The following is a 16,811-nucleotide window of genomic DNA, read 5'->3' on the forward strand; positions in this document are numbered from 1 at the left end:
CCCGGAATGACGGTTTCCGGGAGGAATTCACTGGCCTGATTCTTATCGCTCATTTGGCTGGAAACCGGCCACCAACTTGGCTGGATTTCTTGGCTCAAATGGCCTACAGATAGTCGATCACACACACGCTGTCCCTGGAGCCTTTCGATCCTTGGCGGCAGCACCCCGTCGATCATCGGAACTAGCTTTGGGGGGACAACCCCTGCCGGGAGCGATAAACCAACACGTACGTTCTCGCCGGTGATCAAGTCCAGAGCTGCCAACCGCTGGTGGGGGAGGTTCAATGGCTGCATACGATTCCCACGGTGCTGGGGAAGCTTCGAAGCGTTGCTTGTTATCGATGGGGGGGCTTGGGTATACCCCGGGACATTCAAGGCGATGATGTGGACATCGTGCACCTCTTCGACAGACAGGAATTCACGTCTCCCCAAGTCTGCCCGATGAGCGCCAAGAGACGAATCCGAAGCAGTCGGTGAGGAGCCAAGTTCCACGAGAGCCATTGCCATCCGTTGATTCTATGAGCCTTAAGGGCCCATCGCGGAATCAACGGTGGATCGATCTGAGGCAGGGACACGGAGGGCGTCAACCCATCAACCCCGCCCGGCCAACTGGCACGGTCTGGGGCAGAGGCACTGAGACTTGCCGCGGTAGTGCAGACACCGAGGGCAGGACACCGCAATCTTGAACCGCAAGGTTTCACGTGAAACATGGCATCAAAGGCGTCTGGGGTGGACGGCCCTGAGCCGCCCGAGACGACCGGTGTTTCACGTGAAACACCGCGGAGACACGGCGGACGGCAGAGATCCGAGAGCCTCGACTGCCAAAACCTCGTCCGTGGATGTTTCACGTGAAACAGTGACGTTTGCTGCCGATACGCTCGTCCTGTAGTTCATGATGAAGCGGTGAATCAGCCAAGCGTCGTCAGGAGACGATCGCCGCCGCTGCGAGGACGGGGGAATCGACAGCCGGAGCGTGCGTGACTCCCGCGCGTTACTTGAGGTTGCGTCGACGCATGCAGGGCGCCTGGCGCCCTTGGTCACCGAATCGTATTGCTAGGACATTCTGGCGCGGTCGGGTACACCGATGGACAATCCTTTGAGTAGCTGACTTCACGGCGAATCGGTGTTTCACGGCTGGGCAGGTGGGGCTCAGCGCGCCCGGAACATGTAGGGGTTCGATGCAGGATCGGATGTGGGCGTCTTGAGGGTTTGATGAAATGGACCTCTGGACGATCGTCATTTACGACGCACTCCACGTCGGTAACTGCTCACGGGTGCGCCTGACAGCATTCAAAAGACATGCGGCGAAAACGAGCCGGCCACGAGTCGAACCTGCCGCTGATTCAATCTAAATGGACATGCCTGGGGAAGCGATATGCTCGCCCAGCGCGCCACGTATGCATAGTGATCCGCCCCCTGTGTTGGGCCCAGTTGGCCACTTGTGATTGACAGCAGAATCGAGAAGGCTGCCGCCATATTGTCCGATGTGGGAGCTCCCATCGCCGGTCGTGTGCACCGGGCAAATGGCGAAGAGCGTGGAGTCCATGGGTCATGGACAACCGGTCCGCGAGACCTGCGAATCCACCGGCGACATCCCCAGCCACGAGCTGGATTCCTGCCCGGTGACTTACGCCGGCCGGCTCAGGGCCAAAGCACGCGCACCGCAGACACCATTTGATGCGAGCCCTCGGCCGGACGAACTCCTCGCGCCAACACGCGCGGAACCGCCTCGGGAACCCCGTGCAGAGGAACCGCCGACAACAGGTCCAGCACGGAGAAGGTATCGGTCGGTTGGAGCCGTGAACGCCCAACGCCGGACCGCCAAACCTCCTGACGGCGAAAGTGCATGCGGCTCTCACCTCCTTGTCGCAGTGCGGCGGCCAGCATGTCGATCCCGGCCACGACATTGCGGTGCGCTCGGTTGTTCTCGCAGTGGGCGACGGTGTCGATCTCGTAGAACCCACGTTCACGCTCCATGGACGTGCCCGACCACCGCGCCGGGATCTTCGAACACAGCATCGCCCCGGGCTTGGTGGCGGACAACGCCGATGGATACCGGGCCGCACGCAAGGGCTTCAGGTACCGGTCGACGGTCCCAGCGGACATGGACAACAGCTCGTCCCGGACTTCGTCGGTGAGCAGGAGGCCAGGGCCCAAGTTCGTCGAAGCGCTCCAGCCGCTCGAGCTCCTCGGCCAGGGTGGCCACGGACTCTTTCCCTCAGGGTTCCCCGCAGTGCGTCCAGAATGGCCCCAGTAGCGTGATGGCCGCCGGACCGGATCCGCGCGGCCGGCGCCACGCCAGTCACACCGGATGTCCCGTGCCGGCTTTCGTACCTCGGCGGCCAGATGCCGGCGGGCCTTGGCCCGGGACCAACCGCTCAACTCGCACAGGCCGTCCAGCATCACGCCCTTCTGGACCTTGGTTCCCTTCGCGTTCTGGGCGGCGAACCCGCCAACCAGTTCTTGCCGGGTTTCCATTGGCAGCCCCTGTTTCATCACCCCAGCTCACCGTGCCGCCCGCCTTTGGCTGCCAGAGGTTTCGCGAGCAAAAGTAGATGAGGCATGCACTTCGTTTCTCGAGCACTAACAGTGAGTCAAGGCGGAGGATTGATCGAAGACGGCGTCGGGCGCAACCTGCTCCCAAGGACTCATCGTCATTCAAAAACGAACGACATTGGCCAACTGGTCCTGATCACTGCCTGAACCTTGGCCTCATTTGGCAGGCACGTCGATGCTGAGAAGCTCCGTCAAAGGACGACGAGCTGCCGCACACCAAACCCTGTCACGTGAAGATTGCCGGCTTCAAGCCGCTCCCAGACCAAGAAGCCAATTGCGGACGCAGGTGATCCTGAAGGGCCTGTCCGAGCCCGTTGCCATTCGCCACTTTGCCCAAACTCGAGGAGAGGTGGGGGCGTGCCATATCTGCGCCGACATTGTCGGGGACGAGCACCTGGCCGGTTCAATGTCCGATCAAACGGGTCAGCCCAGCGGAGCGACAAAGAACCGGGGGAAGCAACCGCCTACCAGTGGAATAAGAATGGTGGCCGGAATCCGAAAACAACACCCGGGTCTGGACGCATGCTTTTCGGGCTGGTCAGGAGTCGGCCGGGTCCCAGCAGCGGGAGCACACGATGGAATTACCACTGATCCGGGACCCCACTCGAGTAGTTGTGGAGCAACCGTACGGCGCGGCAGCGAGTTGGGAAAACCCCCGAGGGATCAGTTCCTGCTTTCGGGAGGTGCCTGAAGCCAAAATGGGGGACTCAGCAGCGCGGGGGCTCGAATCTATAACAGACTCTTGGTAAACAAACAATTACCGTTGGTTGTTTCGATGGATTCAGCCAGAAGACGTCCTACACCGCTCCGTTGGAGCGTGGGCCCCGGGTAGGGCTTAAAAAGCTCGGTGCATCCGTCCCGAAGGACGGATGCACCGAGCTGGTGGAACCTGGTCGCGTGTTAGAGGTACGCGGCGAATTCCTTTTCCAGGACCGGCTTCGGCTTTGCGCCGATGGAGGTGGCGACGTGCTCGCCGCCCTGGAAGACGTAGACGGCCGGGATGCTGGTGATGCCGTACTTGGCGGCGATGGCCGGGTTGTCGTCGACGTTGATCTTGACCACGTCGATCTTCTCGGCGTGCTCGGCGGCGATCTGCTCGAGGATCGGGGTCAGCTGGCGGCAGGGACCGCACCACTCGGCCCAGAAGTCGACGATGACGGGCTTGGCGGCCTCGAGGACTTCGGCCTGGAACGTTGCGTCGGTGACGTCTTTGGTCTGGCTCATGGCCTGCACCTTTCGTTAAGGATTTCTTCCCAGCGATTGGGAAGGGGGGATTAGTTGGAGACCGAGACGGCTTCCGCGGCCGCGGCGGCCTGGACGTCGGCCAGGTAGTGCTCGACATCGAGGGCGGCGGCGCAGCCCGAGCCGGCGGCAGTGATGGCCTGGCGGTAGGAGGAATCGATGACGTCTCCCGCGGCGAAGACGCCGGGGAGGCTGGTCTTCGAGGTGCGACCCTCGACGGCGATGGTGCCCTCGGCGGTCAGTTCCAGGACGTCCTTGATCAGGTCGGTGCGCGGGTCGTTGCCGATGGCCACGAACATGCCGGTGACGGCGACTTCCTGCTGGGCGTCGGTCTTGAGGTTGCGCAGGGTCATGCCGGTGACCTTCTGCTCGCCGGTGATGCCGACGACCTCGGAGTCCCAGATGAACTCGATCTTCGGGTGGGCCAGGGCGCGGTCGGCCATGATCTTGGAGGCGCGCAGGGTGTCGCGGCGGTGGACCACGGTGACCTTGGCGGCGAACTTGGTCAGGAAGAGGGCTTCCTCCATGGCGGAGTCGCCGCCGCCGATGACGGCGATTTCCTGGTCGCGGAAGAAGAAGCCGTCGCAGGTTGCGCACCAGGAGACGCCGTGTCCGGACAGGCGCTTCTCGTCCGGCAGTCCGATCTCGCGGTAGGCCGAGCCGGTGGACAGGATCACTGCGTGGGCGCGGTACACGGTGCCGTCGCCCAGGGTGACAACCTTGATGTCGCCGGTGAGCTCGACGGCGGTGACGTCGTCAAAGAGGATCTCGGCGCCGAAGCGTTCGGCCTGCTTCTGCATGTTGTCCATGAGGTCCGGGCCCATGATGCCCTCGGGGAAGCCGGGGAAGTTTTCCACGTCGGTGGTGTTCATGAGCTCGCCGCCGGCGGTCACCGAGCCGGCGATGACCAGGGGCTGCAGGTTCGCCCGTGCCGTGTAGACGGCCGCGGTGTAGCCGGCGGGGCCGGAACCGATGATGATGACGTTGCGGATGGCGTCTTGTGCTTCTGTGGCCACGGGTGGGTGAACCTTTCGTGAATGCGGTCTAGTTTCAAACACGCCGCGGGTAAGAGGGGACTATGCGGCATAACAGCCAATGCCGTGTTCGTATTCCCGGCCGGGTGGGCTAGGAGACGCGGAACTCGCCGATTTGCAGGCCGTAGGGGCGGGAGGCGTTGGCGCCCGAGGCCCGGCGGGGCAGTTCGGTGACGTTCAGGAACACGTATTGTCCCTTCGCAGCCGCACCTTCCTCGCCGCTGACCGGGACGGTGACAGTCGGTCCGGTGAAGGAGCCGCTGGAAACCAGCTTGGCATCGGAAAGGTCATCCGTCTTGCCGACCCGGAGCTCGAACGATCCGCCGGTTCCGTTCAGGCCCTCAAGCTGGATCTCCGAGACGTCGGAAACCTCTTCCAGCTCGGCGATGAACACCATGTTCGCGGCCAATCCGCCGAACTGGGGCGAGGTGTAGGAGTAGGACTTGTAGAGGCTTGCCGGGTTGCCGTCAATGGCCTTGGACAGCGTGCTGTCCGTATCAGCGTTGAGGTCCTGGGCGCCCGGGACCATACGCGAGAGATCGGCGACCACCGGCTTCACAGCGGGAGCGGTCGGCGACTGCGAGGCCTGCGCGCTGCCGGACTCGGCCGCACTCTGCGTGGGGGAGTTGCTGGCCACGGGGGCCGGTGTGCGGCCACCCAAGGCGTTGAAGGCGAAGACGACGGCAAGGACAAGGACTGCACACAGCAGCGCACCCACGAGCAGGCGCGTGGTCTTCTTTCCGCCCTCGCCTGCTTCCGTGTCCTCGTAGTCGTCCTGCGGCGGTGCCGAATAGGACTGGGCCGCTGCCGGGAAACTGGTTGCGACGCGCTGGCCCGATTCGTCGACGGTGATGCCACGGGACTTCTGCGCTGCAGCAAGGGCAGCAGCCGATGTCACGGCGGGCTCGTCGGTGTGGTCCGAAGGCTCCATCCGGGTGACCTTGGGGGCGGGCCTGAGGGCGGGCGGGGCCGGGGGCGCCGGAGGGGTGGTGGGGGTTGCCTGGGTGGCGGCAGGGGTTTCGCGTGGTGCGGGAGCCGGGGAGACCGCTACCGGGGCGGGCGCAACCGGGGCAGGTGCGGAGGGCGAGCTCGCCGAAACCGCCGGAGCCTGCTCCGTGCTCGAACCCACCGAAGCCACAGGCAGGACGGGAGGGACGGACGGCGGGGCCTGCTTGCCGCGGGCGAAACGGCCCTTGAAGCTGTTCAGTTTCTCGTTGAGGCTGATCTCCGGAAGCCTGTCGAGCATGGCCGGACGCTGCTTTTCCTGGGCGCGCTGGTCCTCATAGTATTCGGCGTCGTCTTCGTAGCTGGCCGGTTCGGTGGAACGGGTAACACCAAAGATCTCGGTGCCCAGGGTGTCGGTGTAGAACGGCTCGACGAAGGGGGCATCGGCCTGGACCACCAGGTCCAGAAGGTCTGCGGGCTCCGCAATGTTGGTCACCAGATAGGTGTTGCCTTCGGAAATTCCCAGGTCCAGGACCTGTACCGCGGCGTAGCGTTCGCCGGTGGCAATTTCGCGCGCACTCGTGGCCAGCTGCGAGGCATTGGTCGTCGAACCGACGAGGATGCTTACAGGTCGGTTGAGCACCTGATCGATGCCACTGAGGACCTGGTCTCCGTCCGATGAGGTCAAGACCGATTCGGTGACCTGATAGCGGCCGCCAAGCATGGCGCCGGCGTCGATGGGCTGCGACACGATTCCCTCCCGGGATTACTTTGCGTTGCCGGCACCCTCATGGGTGCCCCGTTCCATGTTACCGGGATGGGCCGAGGATTTCGCGAAGTCCAGGGGCGATGTCGGGTGCGCGCCGGGCGCCTCGCAAACTCCCGGGACCCGATTTACCGCCGCAATGCAGGGATCCGACGGGCCAGCGGGCCCAGGAAGTCATCCAGCTCTTCCGAGCGGCTCAGTCGGAGCAAGATGATGTACGCCACGGCCATGACGGAGCCGACGACGGCAATCGAGATGACCGCCGCACCGATTGAACTCCATGCAAATCCCCAGTCGTAGCCGCCCAGCAGCCACAGCACCCCGGCCCCCACAACACCGGAGAGGGCAGCCATCACGCCGATCCGGACATACGTGTCCAGGACCCTGGCGGTCCCATAGTCGCCGTAGCGGCGGACGACCAGGAAGTGCGCGATCACCGCGGAGAGCACATTGGTGGCCCCGTAGATCAACGCCACGGCTCGGGCAATTTCCGTTGCCGGCAAGACCTGCACCGCCGCGAAGGCCAGCACGACGCACAGGCCGGCGATGACCGTCTGGATCAGCATGGGGGTCTTGGTGTCCTCCTCGGCAAAGAAGACGCGGATCATGAAGAAGTGGATGGACTTGAACGGCAACCCGAGCGTCGTGAGCAGCAGCAATTGCCCGATGGCGGCACCCTGCTCCATGGCCGTCGACGAGCTGCCGGCAAACAGCCGGCCCAGTGGCCCGGCGAGCACAATGAAGGCCACCGTGGCAAAGACGATGGGTACCGCGGTGGTGCGCAGGCCGCGGGAAAGCAGTGGCGCAATGTCCCCGCGCCGCTTCTCGTGGAAGGCCTTGGTGAACTCGTTGAAGAGCATCGTGGCCAGGGTGAGGGCAAAGATGGAATGCGGCAGCACAGTGATCAGCTGGGAGGTATTCAACGCATATTCGCCGGGAACGGTGGCGCCGCCGTCAGGCAGCAACAGACGCGCCGGGGCCGCGGCCGAAACGAACTTTGAATTGACCAGCGAGGCGATGTTGCCCACCATCATCGACCCCAGCGTCCAGGCCGCCAGCTTGCCCACGTGGCGCAGGCCCATGCCGCGCCAGGAGAAGTCGGGGCGCAGGTTCAGTCCCACCTTGCGCAGCGGCCAGAACAGGGCCAGGGCCTGGACCGCAATGCCCAGGGTGGCGCCTCCCGCCAGCAGGACGGTCTGGTCCGAGGTCCAGGTGGCCAGTTGGTCGCCGCCGCCGGAGTAGGAGCCAAAGAGGATGATGAAGGATCCGATGGTGCAGATCTGCACCAGGTTGTTGGCCACCGGTGCCCACATGTAGGCGCCAAAGCGGCTGTGGGCGTTGAGCACCTGGCCGATGACCGCATAGACGCCGTAGAAGAAGATCTGTGGCAGGCACCAATAGGCAAAGGTGGTTCCCATGGCGATCATGGGCGCAGTCCAGTTCAGGGTCAGCGCATGGATCAGCGGACCGGCCAACAGGGTGAGAAGCGCCGTGGCCAGGCCCATCACCACAATGGTGAGGGTCACCAGCTTGGAGGTGTACGCAGAGCCGCGGTCGGAGGCCTTCGACGCCTTGATGAGCTGGGGGACCAGCACCACGTTGAAGATGCCGCCGGCCAGCAGCATGAAGATGATCGTCGGAATGACGTTCGCCTTCTCGAAGATGTCGGCCATCGTGGTGCTCGAGCCGATGGCGACGGCCAGCAGCGCGGTGCGGATGAATCCGAGCACGCGGGAGACCATTGTTCCGGACGCCATCAGCGCATAGGCCTTGGAGTGGCTCCGTGATTGTTGCTGGGCCGGGGTGTGCGGGGTCTTGGGCGGCGTGCTGGGGCGCGCTGGGTGTTTAGATACCTGGGACATAGTTGGGGAGTACTTCGCGCGCAAGATCGGCGATGCGCCGCTCATTGGGGAAGGACAGGCGTTTGCCGAGATCAAGCAGCGGGACCCACGCCACGTCCACGGCTTCGTGGTCCGGGTCGTTTTCGATGGTCAGCTCGCCGCCCGTGGCACGCAACAGGAAGTGGTGCACGGTCTTGTGGACGCGGTAGTTGGTGACGGTGAACCAGTAATCGACCGAGCCCAGCGGGACCAGGATGTCGCCGGCGATTCCGGTTTCTTCCTCGATCTCGCGGACGGCTGCCTCTTCGTTGGTTTCCGCACCTTCGGGGTGGCCCTTGGGCAGGCACCATTCGAGCCGTCCGCCGCGGTTGTACCTGGCGATAATGGCCACCGGCAGGCTGGGTAGCGACGTGTCGATGACGACGCCGCCGGCCGAAATTTCCTCCACGGTGGGCAACGGGTGGTGGCCGGTGCTCACCTGCGCCTGCGCATGCGCCATTGACGCAGTCAACGGCGTGCGCTTCGGGGCGCTGGGAACTGGATGAGCCATGGCAACCACTCTATCGGTTTTGCGTCGCATCGTGGCTTGCCCCGCCCGCTCGGCGCGTGATATCCATTCTTCCTTTCGAGGCTGTGGCCATCCGGCGTGTGGAAGCTAACTCCGAATTGTGGCGACAGGGAACATGGCACTACCCAGAAAGTCTGGCACCCTTAAAGAACTATGCAGCAGCTACCGTCCCCTCAGGTCCTCACCGATATTTTGCCCCCCGTCATCTTTGAGCTGGGGCAGCGGTTTGTCGATTCCGGCTTTGAACTCTCCCTGGTGGGCGGCCCGGTGCGTGATCTTTTCCTGGGGCGTGTGTCCCCGGACCTTGACTTCACCACCAGCGCCTCGCCCGACGAAACCCTTGCGGTGGTGGCCGGATGGGCCGATGCCACCTGGGAAGTGGGACGTGACTTCGGCACCATTGCCTTGCGCAAGGGCGAGCACACCATCGAGGTGACGACCTACCGGGCCGATGCGTACGATCCTTCCTCCCGCAAGCCCATCGTGGCCTTCGGCGACAAGCTGGAAGACGATCTCTACCGACGCGACTTCACCATGAACGCGATGGCCTTGCGCCTTCCGAGCCTGGAACTGGTGGACCCCTACAACGGCGCCAGGGACCTGTCCGAGGGCGAGGTGCGCACCCCCGGTGCGCCCTCCATGTCCTTCTCGGATGACCCCCTGCGGATGATGCGCGCCGCACGCTTCGCCTCCCAACTCGGGATCGGGGTGGCCGAGGACGTGCGGGTTGCCATGACGGAAATGGCCGATCGGATCACCATCATCTCCGCCGAGCGCGTGCGCGACGAGCTGGTGAAGCTGATCAATGGCATTGATCCGCGCGCCGGCATCGACCTGCTGGTGGACAGTGGCCTGGCCGACCTGGTGCTCCCGGAGGTGTCCGCCCTGCGCCTGGAACTCGATGAGCACCACCGGCACAAGGACGTCTACCAGCACTCCTTGACGGTGCTGGAGCAGGCAATGCAGCTGGAAAGCGATGCCGACGGACCGGTGCCGGGACCCGACTTTGTCTTGCGTTTTGCTGCGTTGATGCACGACATCGGCAAGCCGGCGACGCGCAAGTTCGAACCCAACGGGGCCGTCAGCTTCCGCCACCATGACGTTGTCGGCGCCAAGCAGGTCAAGGCCCGCATGCGAGCCCTGCGTTTCGATAACGACACCACCACGGCGGTTGCCCGCCTGGTGGAGCTGCACATGCGTTTCTACGGTTACGGGGATGCCGGGTGGAGCGACTCGGCGGTGCGCCGTTACGTGCATGATGCAGGCGATTTGCTGCAGCGGCTGCATCGGTTGACGCGGTCGGATGTCACCACGCGCAATCGCAAGAAGGCAGACCGGCTCTCGTTCGCCTATGACGACCTTGAGGCACGCATTGTAGAGATCAGCGGGAAAGAGGAAATGGCGGCCGTGCGGCCGGACCTCAACGGGCAGCAGATTATGGAGATCCTTCAGATCAAGCCCGGCCCCGTGGTGGGACGCGCCTACAACTTCCTGCTGGAACGCCGCTTGGACAATGGCCCCGTCCACGAAGACGAAGCGATCGCCGAGCTTCGCCAGTGGTGGGAGCTGCAGCCGGAGTCGACCGAGCTGTAGTCCAAGCAGTCATAAGGAAAATCTTGTCTCGGCGTGTTGCGCACAACACGCCGAGACAAGATTTCTCTTTTTAAAGTTTTCGCAAAATGAGTGGCGTAACCCAACGGCAGTGTGTATCGTGGAACCTGTGATTGAGAAGTCTCAATGAGACATCGAGATCCACCAGACAATATTGGCGCCAGAATCTTCTGGCATGTTCTTCCAGAAAAGGAGGTGGGAATGATGATTATTTCAATGAATCTCGGCGGCTTCTATGTGCCCCGTCATGGCTTCGGCGGCTTTACCGCGCGAGCTACTTCCCCCGCCTCCGGAACGGCGCCCTGCTAGTACTTCCCTAGCTTTTCAAAGTTCCCGAGGCTGATGAGTCATTAATCGACCAAATCCTTGAGGAACTTTCATCATGTCTACCCAGATCGCATCGATCTCCACCCAGGCTGCTCGCTCCGCTGAATTGATCTTCACCGGGCCGGAAGCGCTGCATGCCCGCACCACGCGGCCCGCTGAACAGGCCACCTTCCGCTCCTCCAACACCGTTGAAGGGAGGCAAACACCATGAGTGCAAAAGAACGCAAGCCAAAGAACAAGACTTGGCTTCAGACGCAGTTCTACCCCGAAGTTCGGGATCGCGAACTACGTCATCACCTTCCGATGGACATGGTCTTCCGTGTGCGGTGAGTGAATTAGGATCGGGCATCCACGACGCCAAATCCGGAATTCGAGTCACTCACCCACTCAGGAGCAGGACCCATGAACAAGATCGAAACCCACAGTGCAAAGCCCGCCGGCTTCACCGGCGGGCTTTGCCGCTTAAGTCGACTCCTCGATCACTAATCGCGGAGCGCAGGCGGAGACTCAGCGGACCTGGGCACGCCAATGGCGGAGGAACGCCAGTCCGGCGTGGTCGTGGATGACATCCTGGCCCAGCCCCAGGTCCTTCGCGGTGAGCACAGGGTAGGGCTTCCCGGCCGGAATGCCGTCGCCCGGGCGCACATCGACGTGGCTGACTTGGTGGCCGTGTTCCGCCAGCCAATCGGCCATGGCGTAGTCGGTGCGGGAATCACCGACCGTGAACCACGCTGCGGGGACGATTCCATCCGCCGCCAACAGCTCGAGGGTGCGTCTGGCACCGAGGTCCTTGCCCAGCTCCACCGATTCAATGTCGGTGGAAATGATGGTTGGATCCACCCGATATGAGATGTCCTCATTCGCATCCGGTTGGCTTACGTTCAGGCGTTCAACGCCCAGGCCCCGGCGGACCATCGCGTCCATGGCTGCCGAATCGAAGTGCTCTTGGGCCCGCCGGTAGTCGCTGTTCTCTGCATCGATGTGTTGCTCCACGGAGACCATGGCTCGTTTGGTCTCGTCAAAAAACATGTGTTCCTCGAAGTCGGCGGCAACCAGATCGCGGATCTCATCCGCGTAGTGCCCGGGGACCGCAAGCTCGTGATCCACGTGGACCACCCCGGCGCCGGCTGAGTCGAAGGTAAACCACGTCGCTCCCTTTTCGCAGATCGCGTGGATTTTCAAGTTCTCCGGCATCCCCGCCGCGATCATGGGCCCCATCACCTGGCGCTTGATGAACTCGTCGGAACGCCCGGTGTTGAAGACAACGGGAATTCCCGAGACGGCGAGCTCCAGAAGCAGGGAGATGATCTCCGGCGCGACGTCGCGGGTTACCGGCGATGCAATGGGGCCGTCGACATCGAGAAGCAAGGCAAAGGGGGGAGTTGTGGGCATGCCTTCCATTCTCCCATTGCGCGGTGGCGGAACGGAATCGTTGGGCCATCGCGCCCAACGACCATGGTCCTACTCCCAAAATAGTTATCCACAGATTCCATAACGCACGTCAAACAAGCGATGGAAATTTCTAGGATGGGGGCATGATCAAGGGAAAACGGACATATGCCGTTGCAGTCGGGTTGTGTTGTGTTGGGCTGATGCTTGGTGCTTGCACCCAAGGACCGGCATCAGCCGGTGGAGCAGTTTCGGAAAGAAGCGCCGAGGTGCCCATTTCCCCTGAGGTCGACGCGGCGGCGGAACTGGCCAAACGCCGAACCCAGGTCGTCGATCCCGCATGGAGCGTGAAGATGAAGGTGCTGGACCGCCCGCAGGTCGCCAAGGGCGTGGTGGTGGTGCTCTCCGAAGGTGCGAAGGGGCTCGAACTGGCGGGGTTGAAGGAAACCACCGGCAAAAAAATCTGGGGCGTGACGGTGGATCCGGGGTGGGTCCCCAGCGGTGTCAACATGGGAGTAAACCTGAGTAAGACGGCCAAGGGGAAGGATGTGGCGCTTTCCTGCAGAAGTCGAAACCGCGTGACGGCTGGGGCGGCGACGTCTGGACAAAGCCCGTTGCCGTGGACATCACGTCCGGCAAAGTCGTCTATAAGGGCCCCGAGCAAGTGATCACGTCCCGTCCGACCTCGTGTCCGGACGGCAAGGACATGTGTTACCTCTCGATCAATCCGTACATCGACGACAAGCAGAGAATGCGCGTCAACCTCGACCGAGGAACCCAGCGCACCCTTACGCCGCAGCACAAGTTGGGGGATTCCATCTTCCCGATCGGTGGCGGGGAACTCTACGGGCATTACAAAGGCAAGAAGAGCAATCTCCTGCGGCTCAAGGGCGACGAAAAACTGTGGGGATTGTCGTTGGACAAGGCCCTGGGATCGGCGTACACCCCCGGGCAAGGATGGAACGTTGATTACTCGGAGAAACTCGGGATCTATTCGGCATGGATCGGTCGCGAATACAAGGAGACCAAGGACGGCAAGGGAAATGTGGTTGCCCGCGATTCGGACTTCCGTCAGGAAATGATGATTGGGCTTGACGCCAAGACCGGAAAGACCCTGTGGAAGGCCAAGGGGGCCACCACCGTCTGCCTGCCACCCATGGGTCGGGAGAACACGGTATTGGAAGACGGAAAGGCGTACCCGGTGAGGTGCGTATTCGATTCAGGAACGCTGAAGGAGGCCAAGGGCACCAAGAGCAAACTCAAGAACGGGAAACTCCACCTTGAAGGCTTTGACCCGCGTACCGGGAAGGTCCTCTGGAAGACCAAAAGCTACCCCGTCGTCACCGACATAGACGTCGCTCATGCACCCGATGACGGTGGTGCAAGTTTGTTCCTGGCCAAGGAAACGACTCCGACGTTGCTTGACACCCGGACCGGTGAAATCCGGAATGTCGCCGTGGAGGAACGCTTCCTCTGCACCAAGGGGGTTGAATATTCCAAACCCCAGAAAGGAACCGGGGGGACGTTACTCTTCCCCTGTTCTGCGGACGGTAAGGAAGCTAAGGGTGTCAGTGCCGGAGCACTTCAGGCGCAGGACGCAAGTGGCAGCCACGTGGTTCTGGGGTTTGCCGGATCGGTTGTTGCCTTTCCAGCGGAACCCTAGGCCAAGACCTGTTTGGGTCTAGGTAGCCCGGTTCCCCTGACGTTCCGGTTCGGCGGTGATAGCTTGAAGGGGTATCGAGGAAAATCAAAAAGCTGGTCTTCCTCAATCCTCCCGCCACCGGGAATCCAGATAGAGGACACGCGATGACAGCGATGCCAGAAACCGACATGAGTGATCTAGCGATTGCCTCGCGGGCCGTGCTCAAGCCAATTTCCGAGATTGCCGCATCGGCCGGGATTCCGGAGGAAGCGCTTGAATCCTACGGCCGATACAAGGCCAAGATCAATCCTGCCCACTTGACGGTTCGCGGCGCGAAGCCCGGAAAAGTGGTCTTGGTCAGCGGCATATCCCCAACCCCTGCCGGGGAAGGAAAATCCACCGTTACGGTGGGCTTGGGCGATGCGCTGGCCGCCACCGGAACCAAGACGATGATTGCCCTGCGTGAACCGTCACTGGGACCGATCTTTGGCATGAAGGGTGGTGCCACCGGCGGCGGTTATTCGCAGGTCCTTCCCATGGATGAGATCAACATGCATTTCACCGGGGATTTCCACGCCATCACCAGCGCCAACAACCTGTTGATGGCGCTGATCGACAACCATTTGCACCAAGGCAACGCATTGGGCATCGACCCACGGCGAATCACGTTTAAGCGTGTCATGGACATGAACGACCGAGCGTTGCGCAACATCGTGATCGGTCTTGGCGGCCCGACCGAAGGTGTTCCGCGCGAAACGGGTTTTGAAATCACCGTCGCCTCGGAGGTCATGGCGGTCTTCTGTCTGGCAACGGGTCTCGATGACCTGCGTACCCTTTTGGGACGGATGACGATCGGGTACACGTACGACAGGACCCCGATCACCGTGGATGACCTCGAGGCGGCCGGCGCCATGACAATGCTGCTCAAGGAAGCCATCAAACCCAATCTGGTCCAGACCATGGCCGGAACGCCGGCATTCATCCACGGAGGACCGTTCGCCAACATCGCCCACGGCTGCAACTCGGCAATTGCCACCAACACGGCCCGTTCCCTGGCCGACATCGTGGTCACCGAGGCCGGTTTCGGGGCGGACCTGGGCGCCGAGAAATTCATGGACATCAAGGCCCGCTATGCCGGCTGCGACCCCGATGCGGTGGTCCTGGTGACCACCATTCGCGCCTTGAAGATGCACGGGGGAGTGGCGAAGGACGCGTTGAAGAAAGAGAACGTCGAAGCCGTGCGAAGCGGCATGGCCAATCTTGTCCGGCATGCCTCGAACATCAAGAAATTCGGGGTCCAGCCGGTCATCGGCATCAACAGGTTCACGATGGACACCGAGAACGAAATCGCGGTTGTCACCCAATGGGCCGCCGCCAACGGCATCGAATGCGCCGTGGCGGATGTCTGGGGGCAGGGAGGAGCAGGGGCCGGCGAGCTGGCCTCCGCCGTGCTGCGGGCCATCGAGGCCCCGAACAATTTTTCCCCGCTCTATGAGTTGGACCGGCCCATCGAGGAAAAGATCCTGACCGTGGTGCGTGAAATCTATGGAGGGGCAGGCGTCGAGTACTCCGACGCTGCCAAGCGGATGCTCCAGCAAATCCACGAAAACGGCTGGGACAATCTCCCGGTGTGCATGGCCAAGACCCAGTACTCGTTCTCCGACGATCCGACGCTGCTGGGTGCCCCCGAGGGATTCACGCTGCATGTGCGCGACCTCATCCCGAAGACCGGCGCCGGGTTCATCGTGGCGATCACCGGCGCCATCATGACCATGCCGGGCCTGCCCAAGGTGCCGGCTTCCATGCGCATGGACGTGGATGAAAACGGGCAGGCCGTCGGTTTGTCATAGTTCCAGGGTCCCGGGGTGCGGCAACGCTCGCCGGAATTCAAGCCGAACTTCCCGAACCGCGGTTAAACGGCGAAGCCACCACTTGCGTGGTGGCTTCGCCGAATTGCCGAGGCGCCGAAGTGGTTGTTGCCTAGCGCTCGATGTCGCCGCGGATGAAGGCCTCGACCTTTTCCTTGGCGATGTCGTCGTTGTACTGCTCCGGAGGGGACTTCATGAAGTAGGAGGAAGCCGAGAGGATCGGTCCGCCGATGCCGCGATCCATGGCGATCTTGGCGGCGCGCACGGCGTCAATGATGACACCTGCGGAGTTCGGGGAATCCCAGACCTCAAGCTTGTATTCCAGCGACACCGGGGCGTCGCCGAAGTTGCGGCCTTCGAGGCGCACGAAGGCCCACTTGCGGTCATCGAGCCAGGCGACGTAGTCCGACGGGCCAATGTGCACGTCGTCGGCGCTCAGTTCGGCCGAGGTGTTCGAGGTGACGGCCTGGGTCTTGGAAATCTTCTTGGATTCCAGACGGTCGCGCTCAAGCATGTTCTTGAAGTCCATGTTGCCGCCGACGTTCAGCTGGTAAGTGCGGTCCAGGGTGACGCCGCGGTCTTCGAAGAGCTTTGCCATAACGCGGTGCGTGATGGTTGCACCGATCTGGCTCTTGATGTCGTCGCCCACGATCGGGACGCCGGCGGCGGTGAACTTGTCAGCCCACTCCTTGGTGCCGGCAATGAAGACCGGCAGAGCGTTGACGAACGCCACGCCGGCGTCGATGGCGGCCTGCGCGTAGAAGTGGGCGGCATCCTCGGAGCCAACCGGGAGGTAGCAGACCATAACGTCAGCCTTGGATTCGCGGAGCGCGGCGACGATGTCAACGGGCTCTTCGGTGGACTGTTCGATGGTCTCGAGGTAGTACTTGCCGAGTCCGTCGAGGGTGTGGCCGCGCTGGACGGTCACACCGGTGGGGGGCACGTCGGCGATTTTGATGGTGTTGTTCTCGCTGGCCAGGATGGCGTCGGCGAGGTCCACGCCCACCTTCTTGCCGTCCACAT

At 62.5% G+C, this 16,811-nt stretch carries 13 protein-coding genes; 5 read left to right on the forward strand and 8 right to left on the reverse strand.

What is annotated here, in order from left to right:
* Window positions 1-1,640: 1,640 nt before the first annotated feature.
* The 6 genes from ACLQ7E_RS16590 to ACLQ7E_RS16615 all read right to left on the reverse strand — a co-directional run bounded on the left by ACLQ7E_RS16590 (window position 1,641) and on the right by ACLQ7E_RS16615 (window position 8,933).
* Window positions 1,641-2,495 carry a hypothetical protein gene (locus tag ACLQ7E_RS16590; protein ID WP_411733676.1) on the reverse strand — a complete coding sequence of 285 codons (855 nt, stop codon included), beginning with the start codon at window positions 2,493-2,495 and terminating at the stop codon, window positions 1,641-1,643.
* Window positions 2,496-3,455: 960 nt separating this feature from the next.
* Entirely contained in the window at window positions 3,456-3,779 is a 324-nt protein-coding gene (gene trxA, locus ACLQ7E_RS16595) for a thioredoxin (RefSeq protein WP_411733677.1), read from the reverse strand.
* Between the two features lie 50 nt (window positions 3,780-3,829).
* A complete protein-coding gene (gene trxB / locus ACLQ7E_RS16600) occupies window positions 3,830-4,813 on the reverse strand; it encodes a thioredoxin-disulfide reductase (RefSeq protein WP_411733678.1) in 984 nt (327 codons plus the stop codon).
* A gap of 109 nt (window positions 4,814-4,922) precedes the next feature.
* The gene (locus ACLQ7E_RS16605) at window positions 4,923-6,527 is read right to left on the reverse strand and encodes a hypothetical protein (protein WP_411733679.1); all 1,605 of its coding nucleotides are present in this window, start codon (window positions 6,525-6,527) and stop codon (window positions 4,923-4,925) included.
* A 143-nt stretch (window positions 6,528-6,670) separates the two neighbouring features.
* On the reverse strand, window positions 6,671-8,449 hold the full coding sequence (murJ, locus tag ACLQ7E_RS16610; protein WP_411733680.1) for a murein biosynthesis integral membrane protein MurJ: 1,779 nt from the start codon (window positions 8,447-8,449) through the stop codon (window positions 6,671-6,673).
* A complete protein-coding gene (locus ACLQ7E_RS16615) occupies window positions 8,388-8,933 on the reverse strand; it encodes an NUDIX hydrolase (RefSeq protein ID WP_411733681.1) in 546 nt (181 codons plus the stop codon). The genes murJ and ACLQ7E_RS16615 overlap by 62 nt, the downstream gene beginning before the upstream one ends.
* Before the next feature lie 171 nt (window positions 8,934-9,104).
* Here ACLQ7E_RS16615 and ACLQ7E_RS16620 point away from each other — a divergent pair, with 171 nt between their 5' ends.
* Together ACLQ7E_RS16620 and ACLQ7E_RS16625 are read left to right on the forward strand one after the other, a co-directional pair.
* Window positions 9,105-10,544 (forward strand): CCA tRNA nucleotidyltransferase, encoded by a 1,440-nt coding sequence (locus ACLQ7E_RS16620; RefSeq protein WP_411733682.1) that lies wholly within the window; start codon window positions 9,105-9,107, stop codon window positions 10,542-10,544.
* 400 nt (window positions 10,545-10,944) lie between these two features.
* Window positions 10,945-11,100 carry a hypothetical protein gene (locus ACLQ7E_RS16625; RefSeq protein WP_411733683.1) on the forward strand — a complete coding sequence of 52 codons (156 nt, stop codon included), beginning with the start codon at window positions 10,945-10,947 and terminating at the stop codon, window positions 11,098-11,100.
* A gap of 296 nt (window positions 11,101-11,396) precedes the next feature.
* Here the strand turns inward: ACLQ7E_RS16625 and ACLQ7E_RS16630 are convergent, their stop codons facing one another.
* Window positions 11,397-12,281, reverse strand: coding sequence for a hypothetical protein (locus tag ACLQ7E_RS16630; protein ID WP_411733684.1), 885 nt, complete (start codon window positions 12,279-12,281; stop codon window positions 11,397-11,399).
* A gap of 143 nt (window positions 12,282-12,424) precedes the next feature.
* Here ACLQ7E_RS16630 and ACLQ7E_RS16635 point away from each other — a divergent pair, with 143 nt between their 5' ends.
* The 3 genes from ACLQ7E_RS16635 (at window position 12,425) to ACLQ7E_RS16645 (ending at window position 15,770) form a co-directional block, all read left to right on the forward strand.
* Window positions 12,425-12,946, forward strand: coding sequence for a hypothetical protein (locus ACLQ7E_RS16635; protein WP_411733685.1), 522 nt, complete (start codon window positions 12,425-12,427; stop codon window positions 12,944-12,946).
* The gene (locus tag ACLQ7E_RS16640; RefSeq protein WP_411733686.1) at window positions 12,898-13,941 is read left to right on the forward strand and encodes a hypothetical protein; all 1,044 of its coding nucleotides are present in this window, start codon (window positions 12,898-12,900) and stop codon (window positions 13,939-13,941) included. Before ACLQ7E_RS16635 ends, ACLQ7E_RS16640 begins: the two co-directional genes overlap by 49 nt.
* 143 nt (window positions 13,942-14,084) lie before the next feature.
* Window positions 14,085-15,770 carry a formate--tetrahydrofolate ligase gene (locus tag ACLQ7E_RS16645; protein WP_411733687.1) on the forward strand — a complete coding sequence of 562 codons (1,686 nt, stop codon included), beginning with the start codon at window positions 14,085-14,087 and terminating at the stop codon, window positions 15,768-15,770.
* A gap of 130 nt (window positions 15,771-15,900) precedes the next feature.
* Here ACLQ7E_RS16645 and ACLQ7E_RS16650 read toward each other — a convergent pair.
* Window positions 15,901-16,811, reverse strand: a 911-nt coding sequence (locus ACLQ7E_RS16650; RefSeq protein ID WP_411733688.1) for an inositol-3-phosphate synthase, incomplete at its 5' end; no start/stop codon positions are given.

Origin of the sequence: Paeniglutamicibacter sp. (assembly GCF_046714615.1) — a bacterium.
Classification (GTDB): Bacteria; Actinomycetota; Actinomycetes; order Actinomycetales; family Micrococcaceae; genus Paeniglutamicibacter.